The sequence below is a fragment of the Brucella sp. LJL56 genome (assembly GCF_054871705.1).
This window is the reverse complement of record NZ_JBTXLQ010000002.1, coordinates 479,528-502,709: the sequence shown is the minus strand read 5'-3', so window position 1 is coordinate 502,709 and position 23,182 is coordinate 479,528. Positions and strand designations below refer to the sequence as shown.

Genomic DNA, 23,182 nt, shown 5'->3' with positions numbered 1-23,182 from the left:
CGATGAGCAAGGTTGCCGACATCATCACGCGGCTGCATGTCGTGGCGCAGGACGGATCGAAATCCGACCGGCGGCTGGCTGCGCTCGTGCTGGCCGATCCTGATTACGCCTCCAAGGCGGCAATCTCGGAAATTGCGGCCAGAGCCGGTGTCAGTGAACCCACTGTGACCCGCTTCTGCCGCGCACTCGGCTGTGACGGCGTTCGTGATTTCAAGTTCTTTCTGGCGCAGGCGCTGGCCATTGGCGGCCAGTATCTGACGGCGGAAATTCCCGCTCGTGACGTTCGTGAGAGTCGTATAGCCACGGCTGTGACCGATGCGGCGATTGCCGCTATCCAGCGGGCCAGCGATGGGCTTGATATGAGCGTGTTGATGAAAGTGGCGGAACGGCTTGCCGCCGGTGGTTCTGTTCTATGCCTTGGGTCCGGTGGCATCTCGTCCATGCTGGCAACAGAAATGCAGAACCGTTTGTTCCGGCTGGGTATTCCGGTCAGCGCGCAAGTGGATGGGCAGTTGCAGCGCATGTATGCCGCCGTCACTACGCATGAAACGACGGTAATCGCTTTCTCAGTTTCCGGCTTCGCGCGTTCGGTGGTGGAAGCTGTGCTTGTCGCGCGGCAATATGGAGCACAAACGGTGGCGATCACGCCTGCCGGTTCTGATCTCGCCAAGGCGACAGATGTGCTCATCCCTTATCAGGCCAATGAAGATGGCAATATCTACAAGCCAACATCGTCGCGCTTTGCGCTGCTCGCCATTCTCGACATGATCGCCACGGCTACGGCGGAAGCGCGAGGGCCGAAGGTGTTGGAAAGCCTGCGCCGCATCAAGCATAGCCTCAATACGCTCACCATAGACGATCCGCGCTTGCCGCTGGGAGACTGATACATGACCAGACCGAAAACCGTGCACGAGGTGGATACGCCTGCGATCCTCATCGACGTTGATCGCGTGAAAGCGAACATCGCCAAGGCGCAAGCCCATGCGGATTCCGTGGGCGTGAAACTGCGCCCGCATATCAAGACGCATAAATTGCCTGTGTTTGCAAAAATGCAGGTGGAAGCGGGCGCGACCGGGATTACCTGCCAGAAGCTTAGCGAGGCAGAGGTCATGGCCGATGCTGGGCTAACGGACATTTTCCTGCCCTATAATATTCTGGGTCAGGAAAAGCTCGACCGCCTGCACGCTCTGCATCAACGCATCACGCTGTCGGTGACGGTTGATAATTCAACCTCCCTTGCAGGGTTGGCGGAACGTTTCACCGATGAAAAACACCCGTTGAAAGTGCTTGTCGAATGCGACACCGGCATGGGGCGCTGTGGCGTGCAGACGCCAGCCGAAGCGTTGGAACTGGCACGGATTATCGATCAAAGTGCAGGCCTTCGTTTCGGCGGTCTGATGACCTATCCCGCAGCGGGCAAGCCGGACGAGGCTGAACAATGGCTTTATTCGGCCCGAGAACTGCTGGAAGCAAACGGTATTCAATGTGAGACAATTTCGAGCGGGGGCACACCCGATATGTGGCGCAAACCCAGTGACAGTGTTGTCACCGAGTATCGTCCTGGTACCTATATCTATTTCGACCGTTATCAGGTCGCCAAGGGAGCGGCGACAGTGGATGATTGCGCCTTGACGGTGCTTTCAACAGTCGTCAGTCACCCAACATCCGGGCGCGCAATCATTGATGCCGGTTCCAAGGCGCTATCCAGCGATACGTTAGGACTGAGCGATTATGGCGAAGTGATGGGGCGTCCCGATGCCCGTGTGATCGGCTTGAGTGAGGAGCACGGCAAACTGACCGGCGACGTCGCCGACATGAAAGTTGGCGAGCGGATCCGGATCATTCCAGATCATGTCTGCGTCGTTTCTAATCTCTTTGACGAGGTTCATTTTGTTTCGGGCGAGGATGTCGTTGACATACTGCCGGTCGCCGCACGTGGAAAATTAAGCTAATCAGGAGGATAGCATGAAGGGCGCGGTCAATCCGTTTGCTGGCGACAAGGATCGCGAACAGATTTGGGAAATGCTCGTGCGGCGCGATATCGAAGCTTTCGTGTCGCAAGACTGGTCCCTGGTGGCCGATGATTTCGACGAGGTGCGCTTCCTTGGCATTCATGCGCACAATGATCGCGATCCTGACAAATGGGACGCGGGATTTCCGACGCTCATAAGTTATCGCGATGAATGGCTGCGACAGGCAGCGGAAAGTGCGGCGGTTGAGTATGCCGAATCCCTGGCAGACGGCATCTTCCGTGCGACGAATCTGAACGTGATCGATATTACCGGCGATGTCGCTCTTGCGCGGAAAAAATTCGATGGAACGATCGCAAAGAAGGACGGAACCGTCGATCGCCTCAACTGGCAGACGCTTTATTTTTGCCGTCGCGACGGGGCATGCTGGAAGATCACCGGCTTTGTTGGATACATGGCTTATCGCTGAAATATCTGGCTTTTGAGGTCTATTTTCACGGCGCAGATTGTTTAATCTGCGCCTCGTTCCGCAGTAATAATAAAGTAAAATACCCTAGAATTATTCTTTTAATATAACAAAACAGATGTTTTTAAGTAATTCAATGTAGCGATCTGGTGTATTTTTTAAATTAATTAAAAAACAATATAATTCAAATTTTGAACCATAATAAGTATGTAATATAATCTTACTTAGTACTCCGAAATTTTAAAGCTATGGTTTTCCTCTATACGAGGAGAGGTACTATGGCAAAGATAGTCGGCACAACCAATTCAGACAATATCGTCGGTTCAGATGAGAACGACCGCATCTGGGGTCTGGCTGGAAATGATCTTATCGAAGGTGCGCGCGGCAGCGACATTCTTGACGGCGGCGCGGGCGATGACGTTCTGACAACCACCGGAGGAGAAGCATCCGGATTTGATGAACTGACGGGAGGGGCCGGCAATGACCGCCTTGTCTTCAACTTTGTCGGCGGTGCGGCACGAGGTGGAAGCGGGATTGATACGCTCGTAGCCGATTTGTCGAACCAGCAAGACGCTGTTGTGTTCAGTGCTGCACAAGGGCACGCTTACTGGGGAGATCCGACGATCAGTGACAATCATCTCTATTTCACCGATGTCGAACGTCTGAATCTTCAGACCGGTGCTGGGAACGACATAATCGATGCGTCAGGATTTGCCTTCGCATACATTAACGCGGGCGCTGGCAATGATCAGATCGTGGGGGGCATCGGCAATGATCAGATTTTCGGTGGTGCCGGACAGGATCATATCTGGGGTGGAGGCGGTGCCGATGAAATCCGGGGCGGCAGCGGTAATGATATCATCGAGGGCGGCAATGGCGACGACAACATTTCTGGAGATGAAGGCAATGATACGCTGTTGGGAGGCCGTGGTAACGATATCCTGAATGGCGGTGACGGCGACGACACTCTCAATGGCGGTGATGGAAACGATACTCTCTTCGGAGGACAGGGTTCAGACACCTTGATCGGTGGAGCGGGCAATGACACGTTCGTCAGTTATGCCACTGCCGACGATATTATGATCGGCGGCGATGGCAATGACAGTTTTTCGGCGGGCGTGCAGGATGGCTACTACGCCGGATATTGGTTCCAGATGTCTGGCGGCGCCGGTGACGACACGTTTTCGATTTATTGTGATGGCGATTTCGGCAGTATTGACGGTGGCGAAGGTATCGACACGCTCTCGGTGAATTTTGACGACGTTGCCCCCGGCTTTACCTTTGATGCCGCATCCTACACTACAATTGAAAAGTTCAACCTCGACGTTCGTTCGGCGACTATGGGGGCTCGGATTTTCGGCGGAGCAGGGGATGATCGTATCACCAGTTCGGAGACGTTTCGAGAGGGGTTTAGCGGCCATGACACCTATGACGGTCGTGGAGGCAATGATTTTATCTATGGCGCAAGCGGTTCTGATAGTCTCCTTGGCGGAGACGGCGATGATGAACTGAGCGGCGGTGATGGTTTGGACCGGTTGTTGGGCGGGGTGGGGTCCGATATCCTGACCGGCGGCAGCGGCGCCGATACATTTATCTGGGACGATCACTCCGTCCAGTCCGGTGGGCTCGATCACGTGACAGATTTTGACGTGGATAATGCAGATGTTCTCTTGTTCCGCGGCGTTGATGCCATCACAAGCTTTGAAAGTTTTGTTGCCGCATCTGTCGATACGTCCGAAGGCGTTTTCGTGAGCATTGATGGTACCGCGAATGGAATTATCATCGAAAATGTTACGCTCGCTGAATTGTCGGAGAACGATGTCGCCTTCGCTTGAATTCGAGCGATCAGTATAAAAAACGACCCGACAGCGCGCCCTGTCTCTCCCGGTAACTTCCGGGAGAGTATGCTTGGGGGCGGGCAAATCCACTCAGGCCCGGAATGCTTTCGAAAGCCCAATGGCACTGTTGCGTGCTGTTTGGGTGTCCTTCATCTTCGGGCTGGATAATCCTGACTTACAGTATAATCATACTATTTTTCTGTAATTATGGTCATTTTTATCCCAAATTATACTAATTCGGATGATGTCGCACCTGATAGCATATTTGTCGCAGGCTGTTCCGATAATTGATTGGAGCGCGACTACTATTGCTTTCAGGCTGGTCGATTGTCTCCTGCTTTGAGCCGTGTCGATCAGCCCCCAAAATCCGCCGCGCAACCCTTCAAAACAATCATTCAAGGGGACGGTTGCTGGACGGATCATTCAGATGAATTCACGGCTGTGGGTGGACATGTCGGGAAATGACCTATATAGAATCAGGAAATCTATCGATAATCATTCTATGCGGACCGTTCGCGGAACGCAGATCGCGTGTGAGCGATTTGCGTTGGAATGAAGTTCTGTCATTGTAAAAAGGAGATTTAAGTCCGCCAGCACAGCGGGGTTAAACTTAATGCATGGTATTTTATACAAGGAAGAAAGTATGAAGTCGCCGGCTAAGACAAAAATAAGCTTGAAGAGCGTTTTTAAAGTCTTCGGCGATGATCCGGAGCGCGCAATGCAGGAATTGCGCGCAGGTAAGTCAAAAACCCAGATTCACAGCGAACTCGGCGCGACAATCGGCGTCGACAATGCCACCTTCGATATCTACGAAGGCGAAGTATTCGTTATTATGGGGCTCTCGGGCTCGGGCAAGTCTACGCTTCTGCGTCTGCTCAATCGCCTGATCGAACCGACTGCCGGTTCCATTGAAGTGGACGGTCGCGACATCGTCAAGATGAGCAAGCGTGAGCTGATCGATCTTCGTCGCCGCGACATGAGCATGGTGTTCCAATCTTTCGCCCTCCTGCCCAATCGTTCAGTCCTGAACAATGCCTCGTTCGGTCTTGAAGTGGCTGGAATGGGCGAAACTGAGCGCCATCAGAAAGCGCTGAATGCACTCGCTGCCGTCGGGCTTGAGCCTTATGCCCACAGCATGCCTGATCAGCTTTCCGGCGGCATGAAACAGCGTGTCGGGCTGGCGCGTGCTCTGGCGAGCGAGCCGACCATTCTCCTGATGGACGAGGCTTTTTCCGCGCTCGATCCGCTGATCCGCACCGAAATGCAGGATGAACTCAAGCGGCTTCAGGCAGAACATACCCGAACGATCATTTTCGTCAGTCACGATCTGGACGAAGCCATGCGTATCGGCGACCGTATCTGCATCATGCAGCACGGCAAGGTCGTGCAGGTGGGAACGCCGAACGAAATCGTGTCCGCACCGGCCAACGATTATGTTCGTTCCTTCTTCCGCAATGTTGATGTGTCACGCGTTTTCAAGGCTGCCGATGTGGCCCGCGAGGACGAGCTGATCGTCTTCGAGCCCGAACAGCTTGCAACAGCGCTCGAACGTTTCGACGCGAGTGGCAAGACGTTTGGCGTATTGATCGATGCCGACCGTACTTATCGCGGAATGGTCAGCCGCGACGCGTTGGCAAAGGGTGCTGTAGCGCAAGATGGCGAGAGGCTGGATAGTGTTCCTGCTATCGAAGCCGAGGCGCCGCTTTCCGGATTGCTGACGCAGGTGGCGGAAAGCCCCTGGCCGGTTCCGGTTACTGACCGCCAGAACCGTTATGTCGGTGCCATCAGTAAATCGGCATTGCTCGAAACGCTTGGCCGCGCGGGTTGAGACCAGCGCGCCAACGGACTTTTGCCTGATAAAGGCAGAATTGGTCCAATCCAGAAGAAATACGGAAATGGACGGTAAAACATGGATTTGAATTTTAGTGTCGGCGGATGGGCGGATGTTGTGGTCAATTACATTCTCGACCACTTTACGCCCGCGCTCGATATGATCGCAGCCGCCATCGGTTTTGTTACCGACGGCATCCAGAATGCTCTTCTTGTTGTTCCGCCGATTGGCGGGGTTGCAATTCTCACGCTGCTCGCGCTGTGGCGTGTAGGGTGGAAGTTCGCGATATTCGCGGCTCTCGCATTGGGGCTCATCATCCACATGGAGTTGTGGACCGGTACGATGGAAAGCCTTTCTCTGGTGCTGGCATCTACGGTTATCGCTGTTGTGATCGGTATTCCGCTCGGCATCGCCATGGCGCGGAACGATACGGTCGCTTCGATCGTGCGTCCGGTGCTCGATCTCATGCAGACGATGCCCGCTTTCGTCTATCTCATTCCGGCAGCGATGTTTTTCGGCCTTGGCGCCGTGCCCGGAACGATTGCGACGGTGATCTTCGCCATGCCGCCGGTCGTGCGTCTGACCAATCTCGGCATCCGGCAGGTGCATGCGGAATTCGTCGAAGCTGGACTGGCCTTCGGCTGCACGTCGCGGCAGCTCCTGTTCAAGGTGCAGCTTCCGAACGCCATGCCCTCGATTATGGCCGGTATCAACCAGACAATCATGTTGTCGCTTTCGATGGTGGTTATCGCATCGATGATCGGCGCGGGTGGTCTCGGCAATACGGTTTTGACCGGCATTCAGCGCCTCAATGTGGGGCTTGGCTTCGAAGGTGGTCTTGCAGTGGTCATTCTGGCGGTCATTCTCGACCGCATTACCCAGAGCTTCGGCAAGGGCGGTGCTGGATTTTTCAAGAGGCTCGGATCTTTAAGAAAGGCGGCGGACACCCAGTCCGCCTCGTCCTTTCGCAAGCAGGAAGCATGAAGCAGACAAAAATAACCAAGAATAACCCAACAATAACAATGGGAACTGATACCAATCGAAAAGGAGAAACTATGTTAGGCAAACTAACCAAATTCGGTCTGGCGGCAGTTGTGGCGGGAACGATGAGCATGGGCGCAGCATTTGCGCAGGACGGCAAGCCGGTGAAAATCGGCTGGGCACCCTGGTCGGATGCTGAATTCGTCACCAAACTTGCCAAGAAGCTGATCGAAGACAATCTCGGCCAGAAGGTCGAGCTGGTTCAGACGGACGTGGCCCCACTCTACCAGGGCGTGAGCCGCGGCGACATCGATGCCATGATGATGGCCTGGCTGCCGGAAACGCATGCCGACTATTATGCGCGCGTGAAGGACAAGGTCGAAGACCTCGGCCCGCTCTATGAAGGCGCAAAGCTCGGCTGGATCGTTCCGGCTTACATCCCGGAAAGCGAGATCAGCTCTATTGAAGACCTGAAGAAGCCGGAAGTTCGCGAGAAGCTGAAGGGCGAAATTCAGGGCATCGACCCGGGTGCAGGCCTTACTCGCCTATCACAGGAAGCGATCAAGAAATACGGGCTGGATTACAAGCTCAATATTTCGAGTGAAGCGGCTATGCTGACGACGGTCGACCGCGCTACACGTTCTGACGGCTGGTTCGTGGCAACGTCTTGGAGCCCACACTGGATGTTTGGCAAGTACAAGCTGCGTTACATCGCCGATCCCGAAGGTGCTCTTGGCGGTGCAGAACATATCGACGCCATCGCACGCAAGGGCTTCAAGGAAGACAATCCGAAGGTCGCATCGCTGCTGACCAAGATGAGCATTCCGATCAGCGAGCTTGAAGCTGCGATGTTCGATGCGCAGGAGACGTCCTACGAGAAGGCCGTGGATAAATATATCGCGGACCATCCGGACCGCATCAAGGAATGGCTGGCTGAGTAACCAGCTTAGTAAGAAAGCCCCGGTTCTCCGGGGCTTTTTCATATTCTATCCTCTTCTAGCAATCAGAATCCCCGATATCACGATGATACCACCCAGAGCCTGCAACATACCGATGGGTTCCGACAGGATAGTCCAGGCAAGAAATGCCGCGACGACGGGTTGTAGAAGCAGGGTGAGTGACGAAAACGATGCCGGAAGATAGGCGAGGGCATAAGCAATCATGCTCTGGCCTGCAGCATGGGTTACCCATGCGAGGCCGGCAAGAATAAGCCAGCCATAAAGTGTGGCAGGCAGTATCTGACCTTCCATAAAATACGCAACCGGCAGCGAAAAGACCGCCGCAATTGCGCTGCTCCAAAGCATGATGCGCATGGTGGAAAAGCGGCTGCGCAGGCGTCCGACCGAAAGAATGTAACCGGCATAGAAGACTGCGGCCAAAAGGGCCATCGCATCGCCGGAGGATCGGGATTGAAGAAGCTCACCCGGTCCGCCCTTTAGAACAACAACGCCGATGACTGCGACGGCAAGCCCGACCATGAAGGAAGAGCTCACGCGCGACTTGAAAAGCAGCCATGCGCCGAGTGTCACGAAAATTGGTGCCATATTGGCAAGCAGCGTTGCATTGGCAACGGATGTCATGTGCAGCGACAAGTGCCAGGCGCCCAGATCGAAAGCGATGAACAGGCCGGGCAGGGCGAGGCGCAGGCAGTCTGACAAAGTGAGTGGCGCTGCATCCTTCTCGTCGCGCCGCTCGCGGCCATCCATGAGCACCAGCGGTAAAACTGCCAACGCTAGACGCCAGAAGCCTGTTGCCAGCGGACCTACCTCGGAAAGTCGGACGAAGATCGGCGAACTGCCGATAGCAATGCCGCCAACGATCAGGGCGGTCATCGCCAGACGTTGCGCATTGGTGGGGGCGGGGCTTGCGGCGGTGGTATGCGACATTTTCAAACTCAAAGTTACGCCGACATCGCTCCGCTGCTCGCGCAATGCATGCAGCTAAAGAGCGACGGTCGACTTTGGACTGAACTGGTCATGGAGAAAGTCGAGCACATTTCTTCCACTATCCACGTTCTGAATAATGTCCTTCATGTCGCAAAAGACTGGAAAAGGAGAAAATGTTGCCCGCGACATTGATATGACGCGGGCTTGCTTATTCCTCTTTGTGGGAGGCGTCCAGCATTGGGTTATGGCAGAAACCGAAAAATTCATCACGTTTCTGTTCAATACAACGCAAATTCCACGAAAAAAGCGCCCCGAAGGGCGCTCTTCCAATTATCAGCGAGAATAGGGCGAGTAGCATTGTTTGCGTGGCCCATTATAGGGCTGGAAGGTATTGTCCGAGGAGCGATAGGACCGATAGCGGTTATAACACCACTGCACATGCGCGTTAGACATCCTCGGCGCGCGATAAACGGGGCGAGGCTGGCTTATCGCGCCGCCAATGATCGCACCTGCGCCAAACGCCGCGAGTGGATACCACCACCCGTCGTTGTGGCGACGATAGCCATGGCGATAATGACGATAGCCGCGATGTCCGTTCCAATGTCCGGGCCGGTTGGGTCTTTTTCCATGATAGTGACGCGGCGGGCGGCGATGGTCACGCACCTGTTCGACGTTCTGATTCATGACAGGGCGTTCCAGATTCATAGGGGCAGCCATCGTCGGTGCGATGGAGGTCGCTCCAAAAATTACGGCGAACGCCCCGACACAGGTTTTTTTGAAGATATTCACGTGCAACCCTCCGTCTTAGATGATCAGAGTAAACGCTTGAAATATCGATTGGTTCCCGTTTCCCTTCGGGCAAATATATGCTGGCAAATCAAGGTTTGTAGCTATGTGAAAATGCGTGCAAAATGAAAGGGAGCAGGCTCCTCCCCAAGAACCCGCTCCCCAATGCATCGCCCCCCGCCATAGGTGGTGCGATGCTTACCTCTTATGGCCTTTGCCGAGCCTGAATTTAGCGTTTCAGACCTTACCTTCGAGTGTGGCATTTAGCAACTTCAACGCGCGTTCTTTTGTCAATTCAATCGGGTTGCCGCCAGCCGTCGGATCGACGATGGCCATCTCGGCAATCAGGTCCTTCCGGGTGTCGTCCATTTCGAGGCCCTTGATGAATTCGGGCAGCGTATTGGGGACGCCCAAATCGGTGCGTAACTTCATGATAGCCGCCAGAAACCCATCAAAACCACCATTGAGACCGAGATAGTTGGCTAGTCGTTCGATACGCTTTTCGATGGCGGATCGGTTCTGAAGCAGGACATAGGGCATGAAAACTGCATTCGTCATGCCGTGATGGGTATCATAGAGGGCACCGATCGGATGCGACAGCGAATGGATTGCGCCAAGGCCTTTCTGGAAGGCCGTTGCGCCCATGGCAGCAGCGGCCATCATGTTGGCACGTGCTTCGACGTTCTTTCCATCGGCGTAGGCCTTGGGCAGGTTCTCAAAGACCAGACGTATACCTTCCACCGCGATGCCATCAGCCATCGGATGAAATCCCGGAGCACAATAGGCTTCAAGACAGTGTGCCAGCGCATCCATACCTGTGCCTGCTGTGATAAAAGGCGGCATTCCGGTCGAAAGTTCCGGGTCGGCAATCACTGTGACCGGGAGCATCTTCGGGTGGAAGATGACCTTCTTGGTGTGGGTCGCTTCGTTGGTCAAAACGCCTGCGCGGCCAACTTCCGATCCGGTGCCAGCAGTGGTGGGTACGGCAATGATTGGTGCAATGACATTGCTGTCGGCGCGGGTCCACCAGTCGCCAATGTCTTCGAAATCCCACACCGGCCTTGTCTGCCCTGCCTGAAAGGCAATCAACTTGCCGAGGTCCAGCGCCGAACCGCCGCCGAAGGCGATGACGCCATCATGCTTACCGTTCTTGAAAACCTCAACGCCCGCATAGAGATTGCTTTCGACCGGGTTCGGTTTGACCTCGGAGAAAACTCCGTATTCTACACCGGCTTCATCAAGAATAGCGAGCGTGGATGCCACCACAGGAAGCTTTGCCAAGCCAGGATCGGTCACAAAGAGCGGGTTCTGAATGCCAGCGCCTTTAAGGACGGCAGGCAATTCCTTGATACGGCCTGGGCCAAAAAGCACGGTGGTGGGGAAATTCCATTTGGCAGTCAAAGTGGTCATGTCGATTGCTTTCCAGAAACTCAATTCAGATCAGATTTTCTCGCGCAGATGGAAGGATTTCGGTCGCGTGAGATTGCCGTAGCCGATGGGCGACAGGGCTGCGCCCTTGCCGGTGTCTTTCACCCCGGTCCAGACAAGGGCGGGATCAAGATAGTCGCAGCGGTTCATGAAAACCGTGCCCGTCTCGATGCGGTCACCGAGTGCGGCGGCATGGTCCGTGTCGGAGGCCCATAGCGATGCAGTGAGGCCATAGATGCTATCGTTCATGAGCGCGAGGGCTTCCTCGTCATTGCGCACTTTCATGATGCCGACGATGGGGCCAAAGCTCTCTTCGCGCATGACACTCATCTGGTGATCGACATTGGTGAGCACTTCCGGCGCGACATAGGGAGAACCTGCGCGGTCGTTCTCGACGTTCATATTGACATGAGCCTTCGCACCCTTGCGCAAAGCTTCAGCCTTCTGCTCGCGGATGAGATCGGCAAAACGCGCTTGCGCCATCGGTCCAAGCGTCGTTGAACTATCAAGCGGATTGCCGACCACATATTGCTTCGTCAGGTCGATAAAACCATCAATGAAGCGGTCGTAGACAGCTTCATGAACATAGATGCGTTCTATCCCGCAGCAACACTGTCCGGAATTGAAGAATGCACCGTCAACCAGATTGGCGACGGCGTGTTCCAGATTGACATCGGGCAGCACATAGGCAGGATCCTTGCCACCAAGCTCTAGCCCCAACGTCATGAAGGTGCCTGCGGCAGCCTTCTCGATAGCGCGCCCGCCACCCACCGAGCCGGTGAAATTCACGTGGTCGATTGTCCCGGATGCAAGCAGCTTTTCCGTTGATACGTGATCAACAACGATGTTCTGAAAGACGCCCTTTGGCAGCCCGGCCTTCTCGAAGGCCTTTGCAAAGTGCTCACCAGCCAGAAGCGTCTGTGTTGCGTGTTTGAGGATCACGGTGTTTCCGGCCATCAATGCCGGAATGATCGTGTTCACTGCCGTGAGATAAGGATAGTTCCATGGCGCAATCACCAGAACAACGCCGAGCGGAACGTGTTTGACATACCGGCGAAAGCCGTCCTTCTGTGCCGGTACATAAGGCTTCAGCGCGTCTTCGGCGATGTCGATCATATACTGGCCGCGTTCTTGAACGCCGCCATTTTCGCCGCCATAGCGCGTGGGTCGTCCCATCTGCCACGCAATTTCCGGGATAATCTCATCCTGCATCGCAGCGAGAGCGTCGAGCGCGGCGCGGCAATAGCGGGCGCGTTCAGCGATGCTTGATTGAGCCCAACCTGTTTGCGCGTTGCGTGCGGCAGTCACCACCGAGGCGATTGCAGCCTCGCTCAAAAAAGGACGCTCGGCATAAAGCGAGCCGTCTATCGGGGAGATGATCTTGGCCGTGCCGCTCATCTGTAATTTCCTCTGAAATCTGCTACTTCGTCATTCATTTCGGGATCGGTCACTCGGGTCAATAGCGCTCGAAACCGCGATGTAGTTCCCAGTCGGTCACCCGCCGGTCGTACTCGATCTGCTCCCAATGGGCGGTATGGACATAATGATTGACCACAGCGTCTCCGAAGGCCTCCTTGAGAAATGCAGAGTTCTTAAGTGCCTGTGCGGCCTCGCGCAGCGTGTAGGGAATTTCCTTGAGCTTGACCGCACTATAAGCGTCGCCGACGAAGGGGTCTTCAAGTTCCAGTTGCTCGTCTATCCCTTTCAAACCTGCAGCGATAAGCGCGGCAAAGGCCAGATATGGATTGAGGTCGGCGCCGCCGATACGGCATTCGATGCGAATGCCTTTCGTGCCTTCGCCGCACAGCCGGAAGCCAGCGGTGCGGTTATCAGGGCTCCACATGATTTTCGTCGGCGCAAAGGTACCTGCCTGAAAGCGCTTGTAGGAATTGATGTAAGGTGCAAGGAAATAGGTGTAATCGGTGGCATATTTGAGCTGCCCCGCCACCCATGAACGCATCAGCGGCGTCATGGTATAAGGCGCTTTCGGATCGAAGAAGAGCGATTCCTTGCCGTCGGCACTCCAGATGGAATTGTGCACGTGACTTGAACTTCCAGCCTTGCAGTAATCATATTTCGCCATGAAGGTGATGCACTTTCCATGTGCCTCGGCGATTTCCTTCATCGCGTTCTTCATGATGACATGGCGATCCGCCATTTCGAGAGCTTCGGCATAGCGCACATTCAGCTCCTCCTGTCCCGGGCCCCATTCGCCCTTGGAGTTTTCTACTGGAATGCCTGCTGCCGCGAGCTGGTTGCGCATTGCGCGCAGGACCGGCTCTTCCTTGGTGGTCAGATGAATGACGTAATCCTGCACGTAAGGCGAGGCGGTTTCCATATCCTGCCAATGTTTGGCGCGAGCCGTCTTGTAGGTTTCGTCGAAAAGATAAAACTCAAGCTCGGATGCGAAGTAAGCGCGATAGCCGCGCTCATGCAGGCGTGCCAGTTGTTTCTTAAGAATAGCGCGCGGAGAGTGCCCTAAATCCTCGTGGTCGTGGTGATCGAGTATGTCACAGAGTACAATGGCCGTCTTTTCCAGCCAGGCGGCGACACGCAAGGTCGAAAGGTCCGGCTTGATGACAAAATCGCCATACCCCTTGTCCCAGCCCGCGGCCTCGTAACCAGGCACCGGCTCCATGTCGATATCGTCGGCGAGAAGATAATTGCAGCCGTGGGTCTCGTCATAACCAGATTCCACGAAAAACTGTCCATAGAAGCGCTTGCCGATCAAGCGTCCCTGCATGTCCACGAAACATGCGAGAACGGTATCGATTTCGTCATTTGCAACGGCTTTTTTCAATGCATCGAATGTCAGTTGTCCGGCCATTTAATTTGCTGTGCTCCCACGGAATGAAGTGAGAGGCGCCGCGCGAATGCACGGCGCCTTTGTTCGTCAGGTGTAACGGTAAGGTGCGCCGGCACCTCGCATGGTTTCCTGATATTTTTTCAGGATTGCGACGACTTTCGCGTTTCTCTCGCTCTTGGCGGCGATCTCGTCCCAGAACTGTTCGGCGGCGTCTTCGATCTGCTTCCATTCCGATTCCGGAATAGTGGTCAGTTCCAGTTTCCCACCCGTGGTGCGATAGTGAGCTTCGCCCCACCAATACCAGTGCTGGCGATAGTAATGCGATGAATCCATCGCCAGCTTGAACAGGGTCTTCAGGTGATCCGGCACGGCTTCCCATTTCTCGGTATTCGCGAAATAGGAGCCGGCCCATGCACCGTTGATGTTGTTGGTCAGATAGTATTTGTTGATGTCTGCCCAGCCGACCGTATAGGCCTCGGTCGCGCCACACCATGCAACGCCATCGAGTTCGCCCGTCTGGATTGCGACTTCAATATCTTCCCACGGCAGCGTGACCGGCACGACGCCGAATTTGGTCAGGAAGCGCCCGCCGGTCGGGAAGGTGAAGACCCGAAGCCCCTGCAGGTCAGCGACGCTGCGGATCGGTTTGGTGGTCACGAAATTGCAGGGGTCCCAGGAACCGGCGCTGAGCCAGGTAACCCCCGGAATTTCTTTGTAGGCTTCTTCCCATATTTCATTGAGCCCATACCAGTTGAACAGGGCTGGTACATCGAGGCTGTAGCGTGATGCAAAGGGGAAATAAGCCCCAAACACCGCTACATCGACTGGCGATGCCATGGAGTCGTCGTCACTTTGCGCGGCGTCGATTGTGCCGGACTGAACAGCACGGAACAGCTCGCCCTGCGGCACAAGCTGGTCGGCAGTATAAAGTTCAATCACCATATCGCCATTGGCAGCCTTGTTGAAGGCGTCGATAGACGGCTTGATGACGTGCTCTGCAAGTGCCGGACCTGCATAGGTCTGGAGACGCCACTTGATCGGACTTTGTGCCCGCACATAAGGCGTTGCAAGCGTGCTTGCACCCAGCGCACCAACGGTTGTCAGCCCGGCCTTCTTGAGAAAATCGCGTTTGTTAAGCTTGCTATTCTCACTCATGCCCATTCTCCCACTCTTGTTTGAGTTCACCCTCTATTTGTTCCGGTCTGGCCGTTCTGGCTCTTGTCACCGGCTTATGCGTATTCTCCCGTAATTATCATCATCGTCCTGTGTACCAGTTGGGCAACCACATCGCGATCTGCGGAAAGATCATCAGAAGGATGATGGTCAGCACCATAAGGAAGAAAAACGGCACGATTGAACGATAGATATCTATCAATGTGACTTCCTTCGGTGCCAAGGCTCGCATCATGAACAGATTGTACCCGAAAGGCGGCGTGATATATGCGATCTGGCAGGTGATCGTGTAGAGCACGCCGAACCAGATGGCGTTAAAGCCGAGGCTCTTGACCAGCGGTATGTAAAGCGGCGCCACAATGACCAGCATTGCTGTGTCATCAAGGAACATGCCCAAGATGATGAACGAAAACAGCATCAGCACCAAAATTGTCCATGGCGACAGATCGAAGGTATGGAGCAATATGCTTTCGATGGCTTTCACCGCCCCGAGACCGTCATAGACCGACGAGAAGCAAAGCGCGGCCAGAATGATCCAGAGGAACATGCAGGTGACGGTGAGGCTGTTCCGTGTCGTGGTTTCCCAGACAGTCTTGTTGAGGCGCCCGGTGAAAAGTGCGGCAAGTGTCGCGAGCAACGCGCCGACGGCGGAGCTTTCCACAAGGCTGGTAACGCCCGAGAGGAACAGGCCCATCATTGCGCCAAACACAACGAGCGGCAGAATGCCTGCGCGTAGCGTGACAAAACGATCGTGCCACGTGATTTTGTCCAGTTCTTCTTTCGGCAGTGTCGGCCCGAGTTCAGGCTGGAAACGGCAGCGTATATAGATATAAATCGCAAAGAGTGCGGCCATGAGAAGACCGGGGCCTATGCCCGCGAGCCAGAGCTGCAAGACCGGCTGCCGGGCAATCATCGCATAGAGAACGAGCACGACGCTTGGTGGAATAAGGATGCCAAGCGAGCTGCCAGCCTGGATGACGCCCGTTACCATAACCTTGTTATAGCCGCGTTTCAGCAATTCGGGCAGCGCGACGGTCGCGCCGATCGCCATGCCCGCAACGCTCAGGCCGTTCATGCAGGAGATGATGACCATCAGGCCGATCGTTCCAAGCGCCAGACCGCCACGAATGCCGCCGAACCACACGTGAAACATGCGATAGAGATTGCTGGCAATGCCGGACTCCGAGAGCATGTAGCCCATGAAGACGAAGAACGGCACCGTGATAAGCGGATACCAGTTCAACACCGCAAAGGTAGCGTTATACGGCATCTCAAATGAGCCCTTGCCCCAAAGCAGGAGCGCGGCAAGCGACCCGACGAAACCGATCACGCCGAATACGCGCTGCCCGGTCATGAGCAGCACCATCATGGTTGCAAACATGAAGAGCGTAATGAATTCCGAGCTCATATGTGATGCCCTTCCTCAATGGCGGGACCTGCGATGGTGTTGATCGGCTTTCCACGCAGGGATGCCCAGTCCTTGAAGAAATTGGAGACGCATTGCAGCAGCAGAAGAAGAATGCCGACCGTCATGATGAGCTTGATCGGCCAAAGAAGTGGCGCCCAGGCGGTATAGTTCTTCTGGCTGTAAACGATCGCGTAATTGGTCGATGAAATTCCGCCCGCGACCATCACTCCAAGATAGAAGATAATGAACAGGATGGTGATCATGTCGGTAATCATTTTCCTGCGCGGGGAAAGGCGGTCGAAGAACAGGTCCATTCGCACGTGCGCGCCCTGCTGCATGGCATAAGCGCCGCCGAGCAGATAATAGGCGGAGAGCAGGAACTGGGACATTTCCAAGACCCAGTTGACCGGCACGCCGAGGACCACACGCGAAAAAGTCGAATACAGAAGGCATGCGCCGAGCACGAAGAAAAGATACATCGCGAAGCGTCCGACATAGTAATTCAATGCATCAATGTATTTGACGAACAGTCTGATCGGCTTCGGCATTTCCGGCTCCTTCAGGCTTTCTGTTCCGTGTTGCGAGGGCCAATTGCTTCCGCAATGTCCCTCAATATCGTTGCAAGCTTTTCGGCCCAGGCAGTTTGTGCCGGACCATCGGCAATCTCATCGTTGCGGAGTTCGATCATTACGCAGGGCGCATTGCGAGGGCGTGCGTGTCGTTCAAGCGTGTAGTAGACGCGGTCGGCCGGCGAGTAGGGTTCGTTGACACCGACATTGAGGCTTACGTTTTCCCGCAGCGCGGCTATCAGTGGCCTCGCGATCCGGTCGTCCTCGTCATGTATGATTCCGATCTGCCAGGGGCGAGCGGTACCGCGATAGACTGGCGTGAAGGAATGGATCGTTACGATCCAGGATGGCAATCCGTGTCGCGTACGCTCTGCAATTACGTGTTCGACAGCAGTGTGGAATGGGCGGTGAGAAAGATCGATACGCGCCAGACGCTCCATGGAATTAAGAGCGTGGTTTCCGGGAACCACGGTTGTCTCGCTAATTTCCGGGATGAGGTCGTGGGCGTCGAGCGGGCGATTACAATCGATCAACAGTCGCGAAAGATGGCTTTCGACAAGAGGCGCATCGAGAGACGTAGCGAGATGTCTTGCGACTTCGATTGCACCGGGGTCCCAGGCGATATGTGCCCGCAAGGCATCGGCATTCAGTCCGAGCCCCTCGAATTTCTCGGGAATGAAATTGGATGCATGTTCGCAGACAAAGAGATAGGGGCTTTCCCCATCCTTGTTGAAGACAGAAACAGGCTCGCACGAAGCCGTGCGATGTTCTCGCTCGTCCGTCATTCTATTCGTTCCCCGCGCTGTAACTTATGTTACGTTTTTTCCAATTATGCGCTATTGCGGATTATTTGATACGTCCTATGATTATTTGTCAAACACAATTTCGCCCAAATTCAAAAAGGGCCTGCTGAAACAGGAAGTGCTGTGCTGGTGCATGCAAGCGTTGCGGAACTGATCAATGAGCGGATCGATACGATGCCGGCGGGTGAGCGAAGTGCAGCGCAGACGCTGATCGCCAATTATCCGATGCTGGGCCTGAAAACCGTTGCGGAATTTTCCGCATTGGCTGGTGTCAGCTCCCCGACGATCTTGCGCTTTGTGAACAGGCTTGGGTTTCAGAGCTATCCTGATTTTCAGGCGCGCTTGCAGGATGAACTCGCAGCCCAGTTGCAGTCGCCACACCATCGTAACGAGCAGCCGGGAATTGGTACGGACACTGCCTATCCGGCAGTGGAACATACGTTGGAGAATATCCGTGAGAGTTTCCGGCATCTCGGCGAAAGGCAGTTGCGACAGGCCGTTTCGGCTTTGAGCGGCACCAAGGGAAATATCTACCTGATCGGTGGGCGTTTCACCGATCCCATTGCGCAATATATGGCGGCGCATATGACGGTCATTCGTCCGCACGTCTTTCACCTTAGCGGACAGGAAAGTGTCTGGCGTGATCGCCTTCTCGATATGAGCAAGCGTGATGTTCTGGTGGTTTTCGATATTCGCCGCTATCAGGACAGCCTTCTGAAACTGGCTGAAAAGGCGCGGGCGCGTGGCGTGGAGGTTATCCTTGTTACCGACCAGTGGCTCTCACCAATCGCACGTGTGGCAAGGCATGTTTTGGCAGGACGCACCGCTGTGCCGTCAGCCTGGGATTCGTCGGCAGCGCTTTTTGTCCTAGCGGAAACGGTCATTCGCGAAATGACAAGAATGTTGGAAAAAGACAGCGCCGCCCGCATTGCGGAGCTTGAGGGGCTACGCTGACCGGAACGGTGCCTTTTCGGGGCGCACTTTATTCCAGCCCACAGGCACGCAGAAATAGCGTTGAAACCTCTTTCTCGATCCGTTCAAGGTCGAGCGGTTCGTCCTTGCCGAGTTCCATCATGCTGCGGACCTGTGCTTCAAAGTCGGCATAATGCTGGGTGACTGCCCATATATGCATTTGAAACAGTAGGGGGTCGACAGGCTTGATGCGGCCGTCGTCCACCCATGATTGGATGAGACGGACTGCATTCTGGGTTGCAGACTGATGCTTGGTCCAGTGGCGTCCGAGATAGGGCGCACCATTGGCGATTTCGGTGGTGAAAAGGCGCGAAGCCTTGGGGTTTTTCTGGCTATATTCGAGCTTGGCATGGATATATTGGCGGATAACCTTGGCAGGGTCGTCTTCTGTATTGGCTCCGAGGAAAATGTCTTCCCATTCGTCGAGGATATAGACGATGATATCCTCGTAAAGCTCTTCCTTGCTCGAAATATAATAGTGCAGTTGCGGCTTGGTGAGGCCAGCGCGGTGCGCAATGCCCTGCGTGGATGCCCCCACAAGGCCTTTTTCGGCAAATTCGTCAATCGCGGCAGCTCGTATTGCGCCGAGAATGCGCCGTCTGCGTCCGAGAACCTTGTCCCGTCCGGTCAGTTCGGTGTCGTCATTCTCGTCGCCGTTGCTCATCTGTACCTGCCGCGATTGAGGAGGGGTTATTGGCCCAGCTTCTTCTTGATGTCGAGCCCCACGCCCTTGTTTACGAAGGCATCGGTCGCGACCTTGCTCATGTCGAGTTCGTCGCCGCTGACAATTCCTGCCTTGCGGGCGAGTTCGTAGAACGCCTTGACGCGCTCCATCGAGATAGCGCCAATTCCCTTTTTAAGCGTATCGCTGCTGTCGATGAGCTGAAGGTTCTTGATCCGCTCCAGTTCCGCATCGAGCGTTTCCTTGCTCATGTCCGGGTTATCTTTCAGGATGAATTCGTAGGCTTTGCTGCGGTCACCGTAGAGGAAATTGGTCCAGCCCTCGATGGAAGCGCTGACGAAGCGCTGTACCAGATCGGGGTTCTTTTCGATCAGATCCTGGCGGGTTTCGATCGTGTTGCCGTAAGTGCTGTAGCCATAATCGGCGAGAAGATAGGTCGTGACCTTTGCACCTTCCTTTTCGGCATAGATTGGTTCGGCGGTCGCATAGGCTTGCTGTACGACCTTCTTGTCGTTGAGGAACTGGGCGAGGCTATAGCCATAAGGGCGCAGTTGTTCGTCTTTGAAGCCAAAGTCCTTGACGAGCCATGGCCAGAACGAGAACTGGCCATCCTTCGAAATCAGGATCGTTTCGGCATTGGTCAGATCTTTGAAATCCTTGTACGCGCCCTCGTGCGCCATTAGTGCCTGCGGGTCCTTCTGGTAGAAAGCGGCAACAACCGTTGTCGGCACGCCATTGGCGACGTTATTGAACGACAGAAGCAGATTTCCGGTCAGCAGGAAGTCGAGGCGGCCAGCGGCCAGCATCGGGCGATTGTTGACCTGTGGTCCGCCCATTTCAATTTGCACATCGAGGCCGTATTTCTCGTAGGTGCCGTCGGCAAGGGCTTGATAGAATCCGCCGTGACCTGCTTGAGCGAGCCAGTTGGTGCCGAGCGTCACCTTGTCGAGTGCATAGGCCATCTGCGCGGAAAGGCCCATGGAAAGTGCGGCTAGCGCCGCAACCAGTGTCTTTTTCATTTGGTTCCCCTTGTTTTAATCAGTCAAAGCCATGTCAGCGGTCCAGCCGCGCGTTTTGCCCGGATTGAGCAAGCCGTACGGGTCGGCTTGCTTCTTGAATTCGATCTGCACGCTATCGATCTCCTTCATCCCGCCGTCCTCGATTGTGTAGGCATGGGGATCGTAAATGTCGCAACCGTCAACCTGCTCCAGTTCCTTGATCAGCCGGTACATCTCGTCACGGCCTTCAAAACGCACAAGCGGAAGCGCGAAAATCTGCACTTCGCCTTCAAGGCGAGCCATTTCGTGATGCATATACTGCGTTTCGCCATAGCGCTCGATCTGGCGTGTAACGACATCGACGTCGAAAGGACGCGGATAGGCGACCTGAAGATAGGTCCAGCCTTCCTCGGCTTTCAGCGCCTGCAAGGTTGTATGGTTCCAGCCGCATTCATAAGCGGGCTGCAGGCCGCTTTTGTGCAATTCATCCAGCGTCATGGCGAAGGAAACCTTGCCGTCAAATTCGGTGGCAAGCGTTTCGAAACGGGCCAGTTCTGCCGGTGCGATCATAGCAAAAACCGCATCCTTGTCGGATGGGAAAAGATTGCCGAACTTAGTGTAAAAGCGTGCAAAACGGCGATCAACTGTGGTCAACAGATAGCAGTCGAGGCTCTCTTCCAGTGCCTTGAGGCAAAAATTGAGCGTCGCCTCGTAACTATCAAAAAGCGCTGCGGTATGTATCCAGTCTGTCGCCTTGGTGAGACCGATTTCCAGCTCAAGAATGATGCCGTTGGTGCCATAGGCATGCTGAACCTTGTGAATGTCGCGGCCGGTCAATTCGATGATCTTCGGTTCCGGTTCGACGGTCAGAACCTTGACCGAATAGACATTGCCATCGTCGCGCAACATGCCGTGACGCAGCGAGCCGATGCCGCCTGAACCGCCTGAGAAAAAGCCGCCAATCGTGGCGATGCGGCGGGTGGACGGATACATCAACAGTTCCTGACCGGTCTCACGCACGGCATCGTCAAGACGTGAAATGCGAGCACCGCCTTCGACACGAACCTTGCCGGGTTCGATGGAAACGATGCGGTCGATCTTGGTCATGTCGAGAATGATGCCGCCTTCGAGCGGAACACATTGGCCGTAATTGCCTGTGCCGCCGCCACGAACAGTGATTGGAATATGCAGCTTTGCGGCGGCTGCCGCCACGCGACGCACCTCATCCTGATCTTTCGGGATGACGACGAGATCGCCGACATAATGGCCGATATCTTCGGTCAGGATCGGGCTGTACCAGAAATAATCGCGGGACCGCAGCTCGACCTGCTTTGGGTCGTCGTAGATGCGGATGCCTTCGATTTCGGCGCGAAACGCGGCCCAGTCATAGATGCGCTGTGGTGCGGCAGAATTCATGGGGTTCTCCGATTAACTGTTTTACCATCGCGCCAGACGACGCGGAGGGCCTGCGGGCGGCTGATGAGATCGTTCAGGTCTATTGCATCGTGCCAGACGAAACTGGCCAGGCCACCTGCCTGCGGTTGCTGCACGCATTCGCTGCCAATAAGGCGGGCGGGCAGGGTGGTGATGCTGTCAAGCCAGTCCTGCGGCTCGACATGGCAAACCGGCGCTGCGAGACGAAGAATGGCAAGCGGGTCATAATCGCCATAAGGGTAAAATGCATCGCGGACATTGTCGGAGCCGAGCATGACATCCATGCCTGCTGCGCGCGCTTCCTTCAACGGTGCAACACCGCGCAGGCGCGGAGATTTCCCACCGATCCGATCCTGCAGGTAGAGGTTTGTCGTGGGTAGTGAAACGAGCGCCGTGCCTGCATCTGCGGCAGCATGAAGAATGCGCTGCAGTTCGTCCGGCTCGCGCAATGACAGTGAGCAGGCATGACCGCTCAACACCCGACCAGCCATGCCGTGGCGTTTGGTTGTCGATACGATCAGCGAAAACCCATCCGCTTCGACATCCAGACCTTCATCGACATGGAAGTCGAGATTGAGATCATGCTGCACGGCGAGGCGGAACATCTCTTCGATCTTGGTTTCAAGATCGGCATTGCGATAGAAAAATGCCCCGAACACGCCGCCGTCTTTTGCAACGCGGACCGCTATTTGCCTGCCTGCTTCGAGCACAAGATCACCGTGGACAAGCGCTGCAAGCTGAAGGTCGATCCGGCCTTTCCATTCCTCGCGCAATTCATTGAGAACGGGCCAGGCAGTCGGCACTTCCGGCGCTGTCCAGTCGACATGGCTGCGCATTGCGCCGACGCCTTGTTCGAATGCAGCCTCAAGTCCTTTGCTTGCGCGGGTGCGGATATCTTCCGCACTCCAGTTCTTCCGATCCGTGCCCATCAGGTCTATGGCGTCGAACAAGCAATCCACTCTGGCACTGCCAGTTTCTGCTATGCGCTGGATCGTGAAGGTCTTGTCGAGATGGACGTGGATATCCGCGAAAAGCGGGGTGACAAGTCCGCCACCCGCTGTCTGCGACGGCACAAGCGAGGCGATGCCGTCGCCTTCGACCTTGATGTCGTAGTGTCCGGAAAGTCCGGCTATGGCCACGCCAGTCAACAT

Annotated in this window: 21 protein-coding genes; 8 read left to right on the top strand and 13 right to left on the bottom strand. The window is 55.2% G+C overall.

Annotation, left to right across the window (positions count from 1 at the left end; translation table 11 throughout):
* Positions 1-2: 2 nt before the first annotated feature.
* The 7 genes from ACYSN1_RS10895 to ACYSN1_RS10865 all read left to right on the top strand — a co-directional run bounded on the left by ACYSN1_RS10895 (position 3) and on the right by ACYSN1_RS10865 (position 8,027).
* Entirely contained in the window at positions 3-884 is an 882-nt protein-coding gene (locus tag ACYSN1_RS10895; RefSeq protein WP_461725679.1) for a MurR/RpiR family transcriptional regulator, read from the top strand.
* Between the two features lie 3 nt (positions 885-887).
* On the top strand, positions 888-1,952 hold the full coding sequence (locus ACYSN1_RS10890; RefSeq protein ID WP_461725678.1) for a D-TA family PLP-dependent enzyme: 1,065 nt from the start codon (positions 888-890) through the stop codon (positions 1,950-1,952).
* 13 nt (positions 1,953-1,965) lie between these two features.
* Complete coding sequence (locus ACYSN1_RS10885; RefSeq protein ID WP_461725677.1) at positions 1,966-2,439, top strand: hypothetical protein; 474 nt, start codon at positions 1,966-1,968, stop codon at positions 2,437-2,439.
* A 275-nt stretch (positions 2,440-2,714) separates the two neighbouring features.
* Entirely contained in the window at positions 2,715-4,271 is a 1,557-nt protein-coding gene (locus ACYSN1_RS10880; protein ID WP_461725676.1) for a calcium-binding protein, read from the top strand.
* Between the two features lie 646 nt (positions 4,272-4,917).
* The gene (gene proV / locus ACYSN1_RS10875; RefSeq protein WP_461725675.1) at positions 4,918-6,102 is read left to right on the top strand and encodes a glycine betaine/L-proline ABC transporter ATP-binding protein ProV; all 1,185 of its coding nucleotides are present in this window, start codon (positions 4,918-4,920) and stop codon (positions 6,100-6,102) included.
* Positions 6,103-6,183: 81 nt separating this feature from the next.
* Complete coding sequence (locus ACYSN1_RS10870; protein WP_461725674.1) at positions 6,184-7,089, top strand: ABC transporter permease; 906 nt, start codon at positions 6,184-6,186, stop codon at positions 7,087-7,089.
* 71 nt (positions 7,090-7,160) lie between these two features.
* On the top strand, positions 7,161-8,027 hold the full coding sequence (locus ACYSN1_RS10865; RefSeq protein WP_140018949.1) for a glycine betaine ABC transporter substrate-binding protein: 867 nt from the start codon (positions 7,161-7,163) through the stop codon (positions 8,025-8,027).
* Positions 8,028-8,072: 45 nt separating this feature from the next.
* On the opposite strand, the gene ACYSN1_RS10860 is transcribed toward ACYSN1_RS10865, so the two are convergent.
* From ACYSN1_RS10860 to ACYSN1_RS10820, 9 genes are all read right to left on the bottom strand, one after another.
* Positions 8,073-8,972 carry a DMT family transporter gene (locus ACYSN1_RS10860; protein ID WP_461725673.1) on the bottom strand — a complete coding sequence of 300 codons (900 nt, stop codon included), beginning with the start codon at positions 8,970-8,972 and terminating at the stop codon, positions 8,073-8,075.
* A 333-nt stretch (positions 8,973-9,305) separates the two neighbouring features.
* On the bottom strand, positions 9,306-9,761 hold the full coding sequence (locus ACYSN1_RS10855; RefSeq protein ID WP_461725672.1) for a BA14K family protein: 456 nt from the start codon (positions 9,759-9,761) through the stop codon (positions 9,306-9,308).
* A 234-nt stretch (positions 9,762-9,995) separates the two neighbouring features.
* On the bottom strand, positions 9,996-11,168 hold the full coding sequence (locus tag ACYSN1_RS10850; protein ID WP_461725671.1) for an iron-containing alcohol dehydrogenase: 1,173 nt from the start codon (positions 11,166-11,168) through the stop codon (positions 9,996-9,998).
* 30 nt (positions 11,169-11,198) lie between these two features.
* Positions 11,199-12,584 carry an aldehyde dehydrogenase family protein gene (locus ACYSN1_RS10845; RefSeq protein WP_461725670.1) on the bottom strand — a complete coding sequence of 462 codons (1,386 nt, stop codon included), beginning with the start codon at positions 12,582-12,584 and terminating at the stop codon, positions 11,199-11,201.
* A 58-nt stretch (positions 12,585-12,642) separates the two neighbouring features.
* Entirely contained in the window at positions 12,643-14,013 is a 1,371-nt protein-coding gene (locus tag ACYSN1_RS10840) for a glutamine synthetase family protein (RefSeq protein WP_461725669.1), read from the bottom strand.
* Positions 14,014-14,079: 66 nt separating this feature from the next.
* Positions 14,080-15,147, bottom strand: coding sequence for a TRAP transporter substrate-binding protein (locus ACYSN1_RS10835; protein WP_461725668.1), 1,068 nt, complete (start codon positions 15,145-15,147; stop codon positions 14,080-14,082).
* A gap of 100 nt (positions 15,148-15,247) precedes the next feature.
* Positions 15,248-16,573, bottom strand: a complete 1,326-nt coding sequence (locus ACYSN1_RS10830; RefSeq protein ID WP_461725667.1) for a TRAP transporter large permease — start codon at positions 16,571-16,573, stop codon at positions 15,248-15,250.
* A complete protein-coding gene (locus tag ACYSN1_RS10825; RefSeq protein WP_461725666.1) occupies positions 16,570-17,121 on the bottom strand; it encodes a TRAP transporter small permease subunit in 552 nt (183 codons plus the stop codon). Before ACYSN1_RS10825 ends, ACYSN1_RS10830 begins: the two co-directional genes overlap by 4 nt.
* An 11-nt stretch (positions 17,122-17,132) precedes the next feature.
* Positions 17,133-17,927 carry an N-formylglutamate amidohydrolase gene (locus ACYSN1_RS10820; RefSeq protein ID WP_461725665.1) on the bottom strand — a complete coding sequence of 265 codons (795 nt, stop codon included), beginning with the start codon at positions 17,925-17,927 and terminating at the stop codon, positions 17,133-17,135.
* Positions 17,928-18,119: 192 nt separating this feature from the next.
* Here ACYSN1_RS10820 and ACYSN1_RS10815 point away from each other — a divergent pair, with 192 nt between their 5' ends.
* Positions 18,120-18,899: a MurR/RpiR family transcriptional regulator gene (locus ACYSN1_RS10815; protein ID WP_461725877.1), complete on the top strand. Its 780-nt coding sequence runs from the start codon at positions 18,120-18,122 to the stop codon at positions 18,897-18,899.
* A 28-nt stretch (positions 18,900-18,927) separates the two neighbouring features.
* Here ACYSN1_RS10815 and ACYSN1_RS10810 read toward each other — a convergent pair whose 3' ends face one another.
* The 4 genes from ACYSN1_RS10810 to ACYSN1_RS10795 are packed head-to-tail and all read right to left on the bottom strand — an operon-like array spanning position 18,928 to position 23,182.
* Positions 18,928-19,581 (bottom strand): TetR family transcriptional regulator C-terminal domain-containing protein, encoded by a 654-nt coding sequence (locus ACYSN1_RS10810; RefSeq protein WP_461725664.1) that lies wholly within the window; start codon positions 19,579-19,581, stop codon positions 18,928-18,930.
* A 26-nt stretch (positions 19,582-19,607) separates the two neighbouring features.
* Positions 19,608-20,618, bottom strand: a complete 1,011-nt coding sequence (locus ACYSN1_RS10805; protein ID WP_461725663.1) for an ABC transporter substrate-binding protein — start codon at positions 20,616-20,618, stop codon at positions 19,608-19,610.
* Between the two features lie 15 nt (positions 20,619-20,633).
* Positions 20,634-22,013 carry an FAD-binding oxidoreductase gene (locus ACYSN1_RS10800; RefSeq protein ID WP_461725662.1) on the bottom strand — a complete coding sequence of 460 codons (1,380 nt, stop codon included), beginning with the start codon at positions 22,011-22,013 and terminating at the stop codon, positions 20,634-20,636.
* Complete coding sequence (locus ACYSN1_RS10795; protein WP_461725661.1) at positions 22,010-23,182, bottom strand: amidohydrolase family protein; 1,173 nt, start codon at positions 23,180-23,182, stop codon at positions 22,010-22,012. Before ACYSN1_RS10795 ends, ACYSN1_RS10800 begins: the two co-directional genes overlap by 4 nt.

Coding starts and splice junctions, on each gene's coding strand:
- ACYSN1_RS10895 (WP_461725679.1), top strand. CDS start 3: ATGAGCAAGGTTGCCGACATCATCACGCGGCTGCATGTCGTGGCGCAG.
- ACYSN1_RS10890 (WP_461725678.1), top strand. CDS start 888: ATGACCAGACCGAAAACCGTGCACGAGGTGGATACGCCTGCGATCCTC.
- ACYSN1_RS10885 (WP_461725677.1), top strand. CDS start 1,966: ATGAAGGGCGCGGTCAATCCGTTTGCTGGCGACAAGGATCGCGAACAG.
- ACYSN1_RS10880 (WP_461725676.1), top strand. CDS start 2,715: ATGGCAAAGATAGTCGGCACAACCAATTCAGACAATATCGTCGGTTCA.
- proV (WP_461725675.1), top strand. CDS start 4,918: ATGAAGTCGCCGGCTAAGACAAAAATAAGCTTGAAGAGCGTTTTTAAA.
- ACYSN1_RS10870 (WP_461725674.1), top strand. CDS start 6,184: ATGGATTTGAATTTTAGTGTCGGCGGATGGGCGGATGTTGTGGTCAAT.
- ACYSN1_RS10865 (WP_140018949.1), top strand. CDS start 7,161: ATGTTAGGCAAACTAACCAAATTCGGTCTGGCGGCAGTTGTGGCGGGA.
- ACYSN1_RS10860 (WP_461725673.1), bottom strand. CDS start 8,972: ATGTCGCATACCACCGCCGCAAGCCCCGCCCCCACCAATGCGCAACGT.
- ACYSN1_RS10850 (WP_461725671.1), bottom strand. CDS start 11,168: ATGACCACTTTGACTGCCAAATGGAATTTCCCCACCACCGTGCTTTTT.
- ACYSN1_RS10845 (WP_461725670.1), bottom strand. CDS start 12,584: ATGAGCGGCACGGCCAAGATCATCTCCCCGATAGACGGCTCGCTTTAT.
- ACYSN1_RS10840 (WP_461725669.1), bottom strand. CDS start 14,013: ATGGCCGGACAACTGACATTCGATGCATTGAAAAAAGCCGTTGCAAAT.
- ACYSN1_RS10835 (WP_461725668.1), bottom strand. CDS start 15,147: ATGAGTGAGAATAGCAAGCTTAACAAACGCGATTTTCTCAAGAAGGCC.
- ACYSN1_RS10830 (WP_461725667.1), bottom strand. CDS start 16,573: ATGAGCTCGGAATTCATTACGCTCTTCATGTTTGCAACCATGATGGTG.
- ACYSN1_RS10825 (WP_461725666.1), bottom strand. CDS start 17,121: ATGCCGAAGCCGATCAGACTGTTCGTCAAATACATTGATGCATTGAAT.
- ACYSN1_RS10820 (WP_461725665.1), bottom strand. CDS start 17,927: ATGACGGACGAGCGAGAACATCGCACGGCTTCGTGCGAGCCTGTTTCT.
- ACYSN1_RS10815 (WP_461725877.1), top strand. CDS start 18,120: ATGCCGGCGGGTGAGCGAAGTGCAGCGCAGACGCTGATCGCCAATTAT.
- ACYSN1_RS10810 (WP_461725664.1), bottom strand. CDS start 19,581: ATGAGCAACGGCGACGAGAATGACGACACCGAACTGACCGGACGGGAC.
- ACYSN1_RS10805 (WP_461725663.1), bottom strand. CDS start 20,618: ATGAAAAAGACACTGGTTGCGGCGCTAGCCGCACTTTCCATGGGCCTT.
- ACYSN1_RS10800 (WP_461725662.1), bottom strand. CDS start 22,013: ATGAATTCTGCCGCACCACAGCGCATCTATGACTGGGCCGCGTTTCGC.
- ACYSN1_RS10795 (WP_461725661.1), bottom strand. CDS start 23,182: ATGTTGACTGGCGTGGCCATAGCCGGACTTTCCGGACACTACGACATC.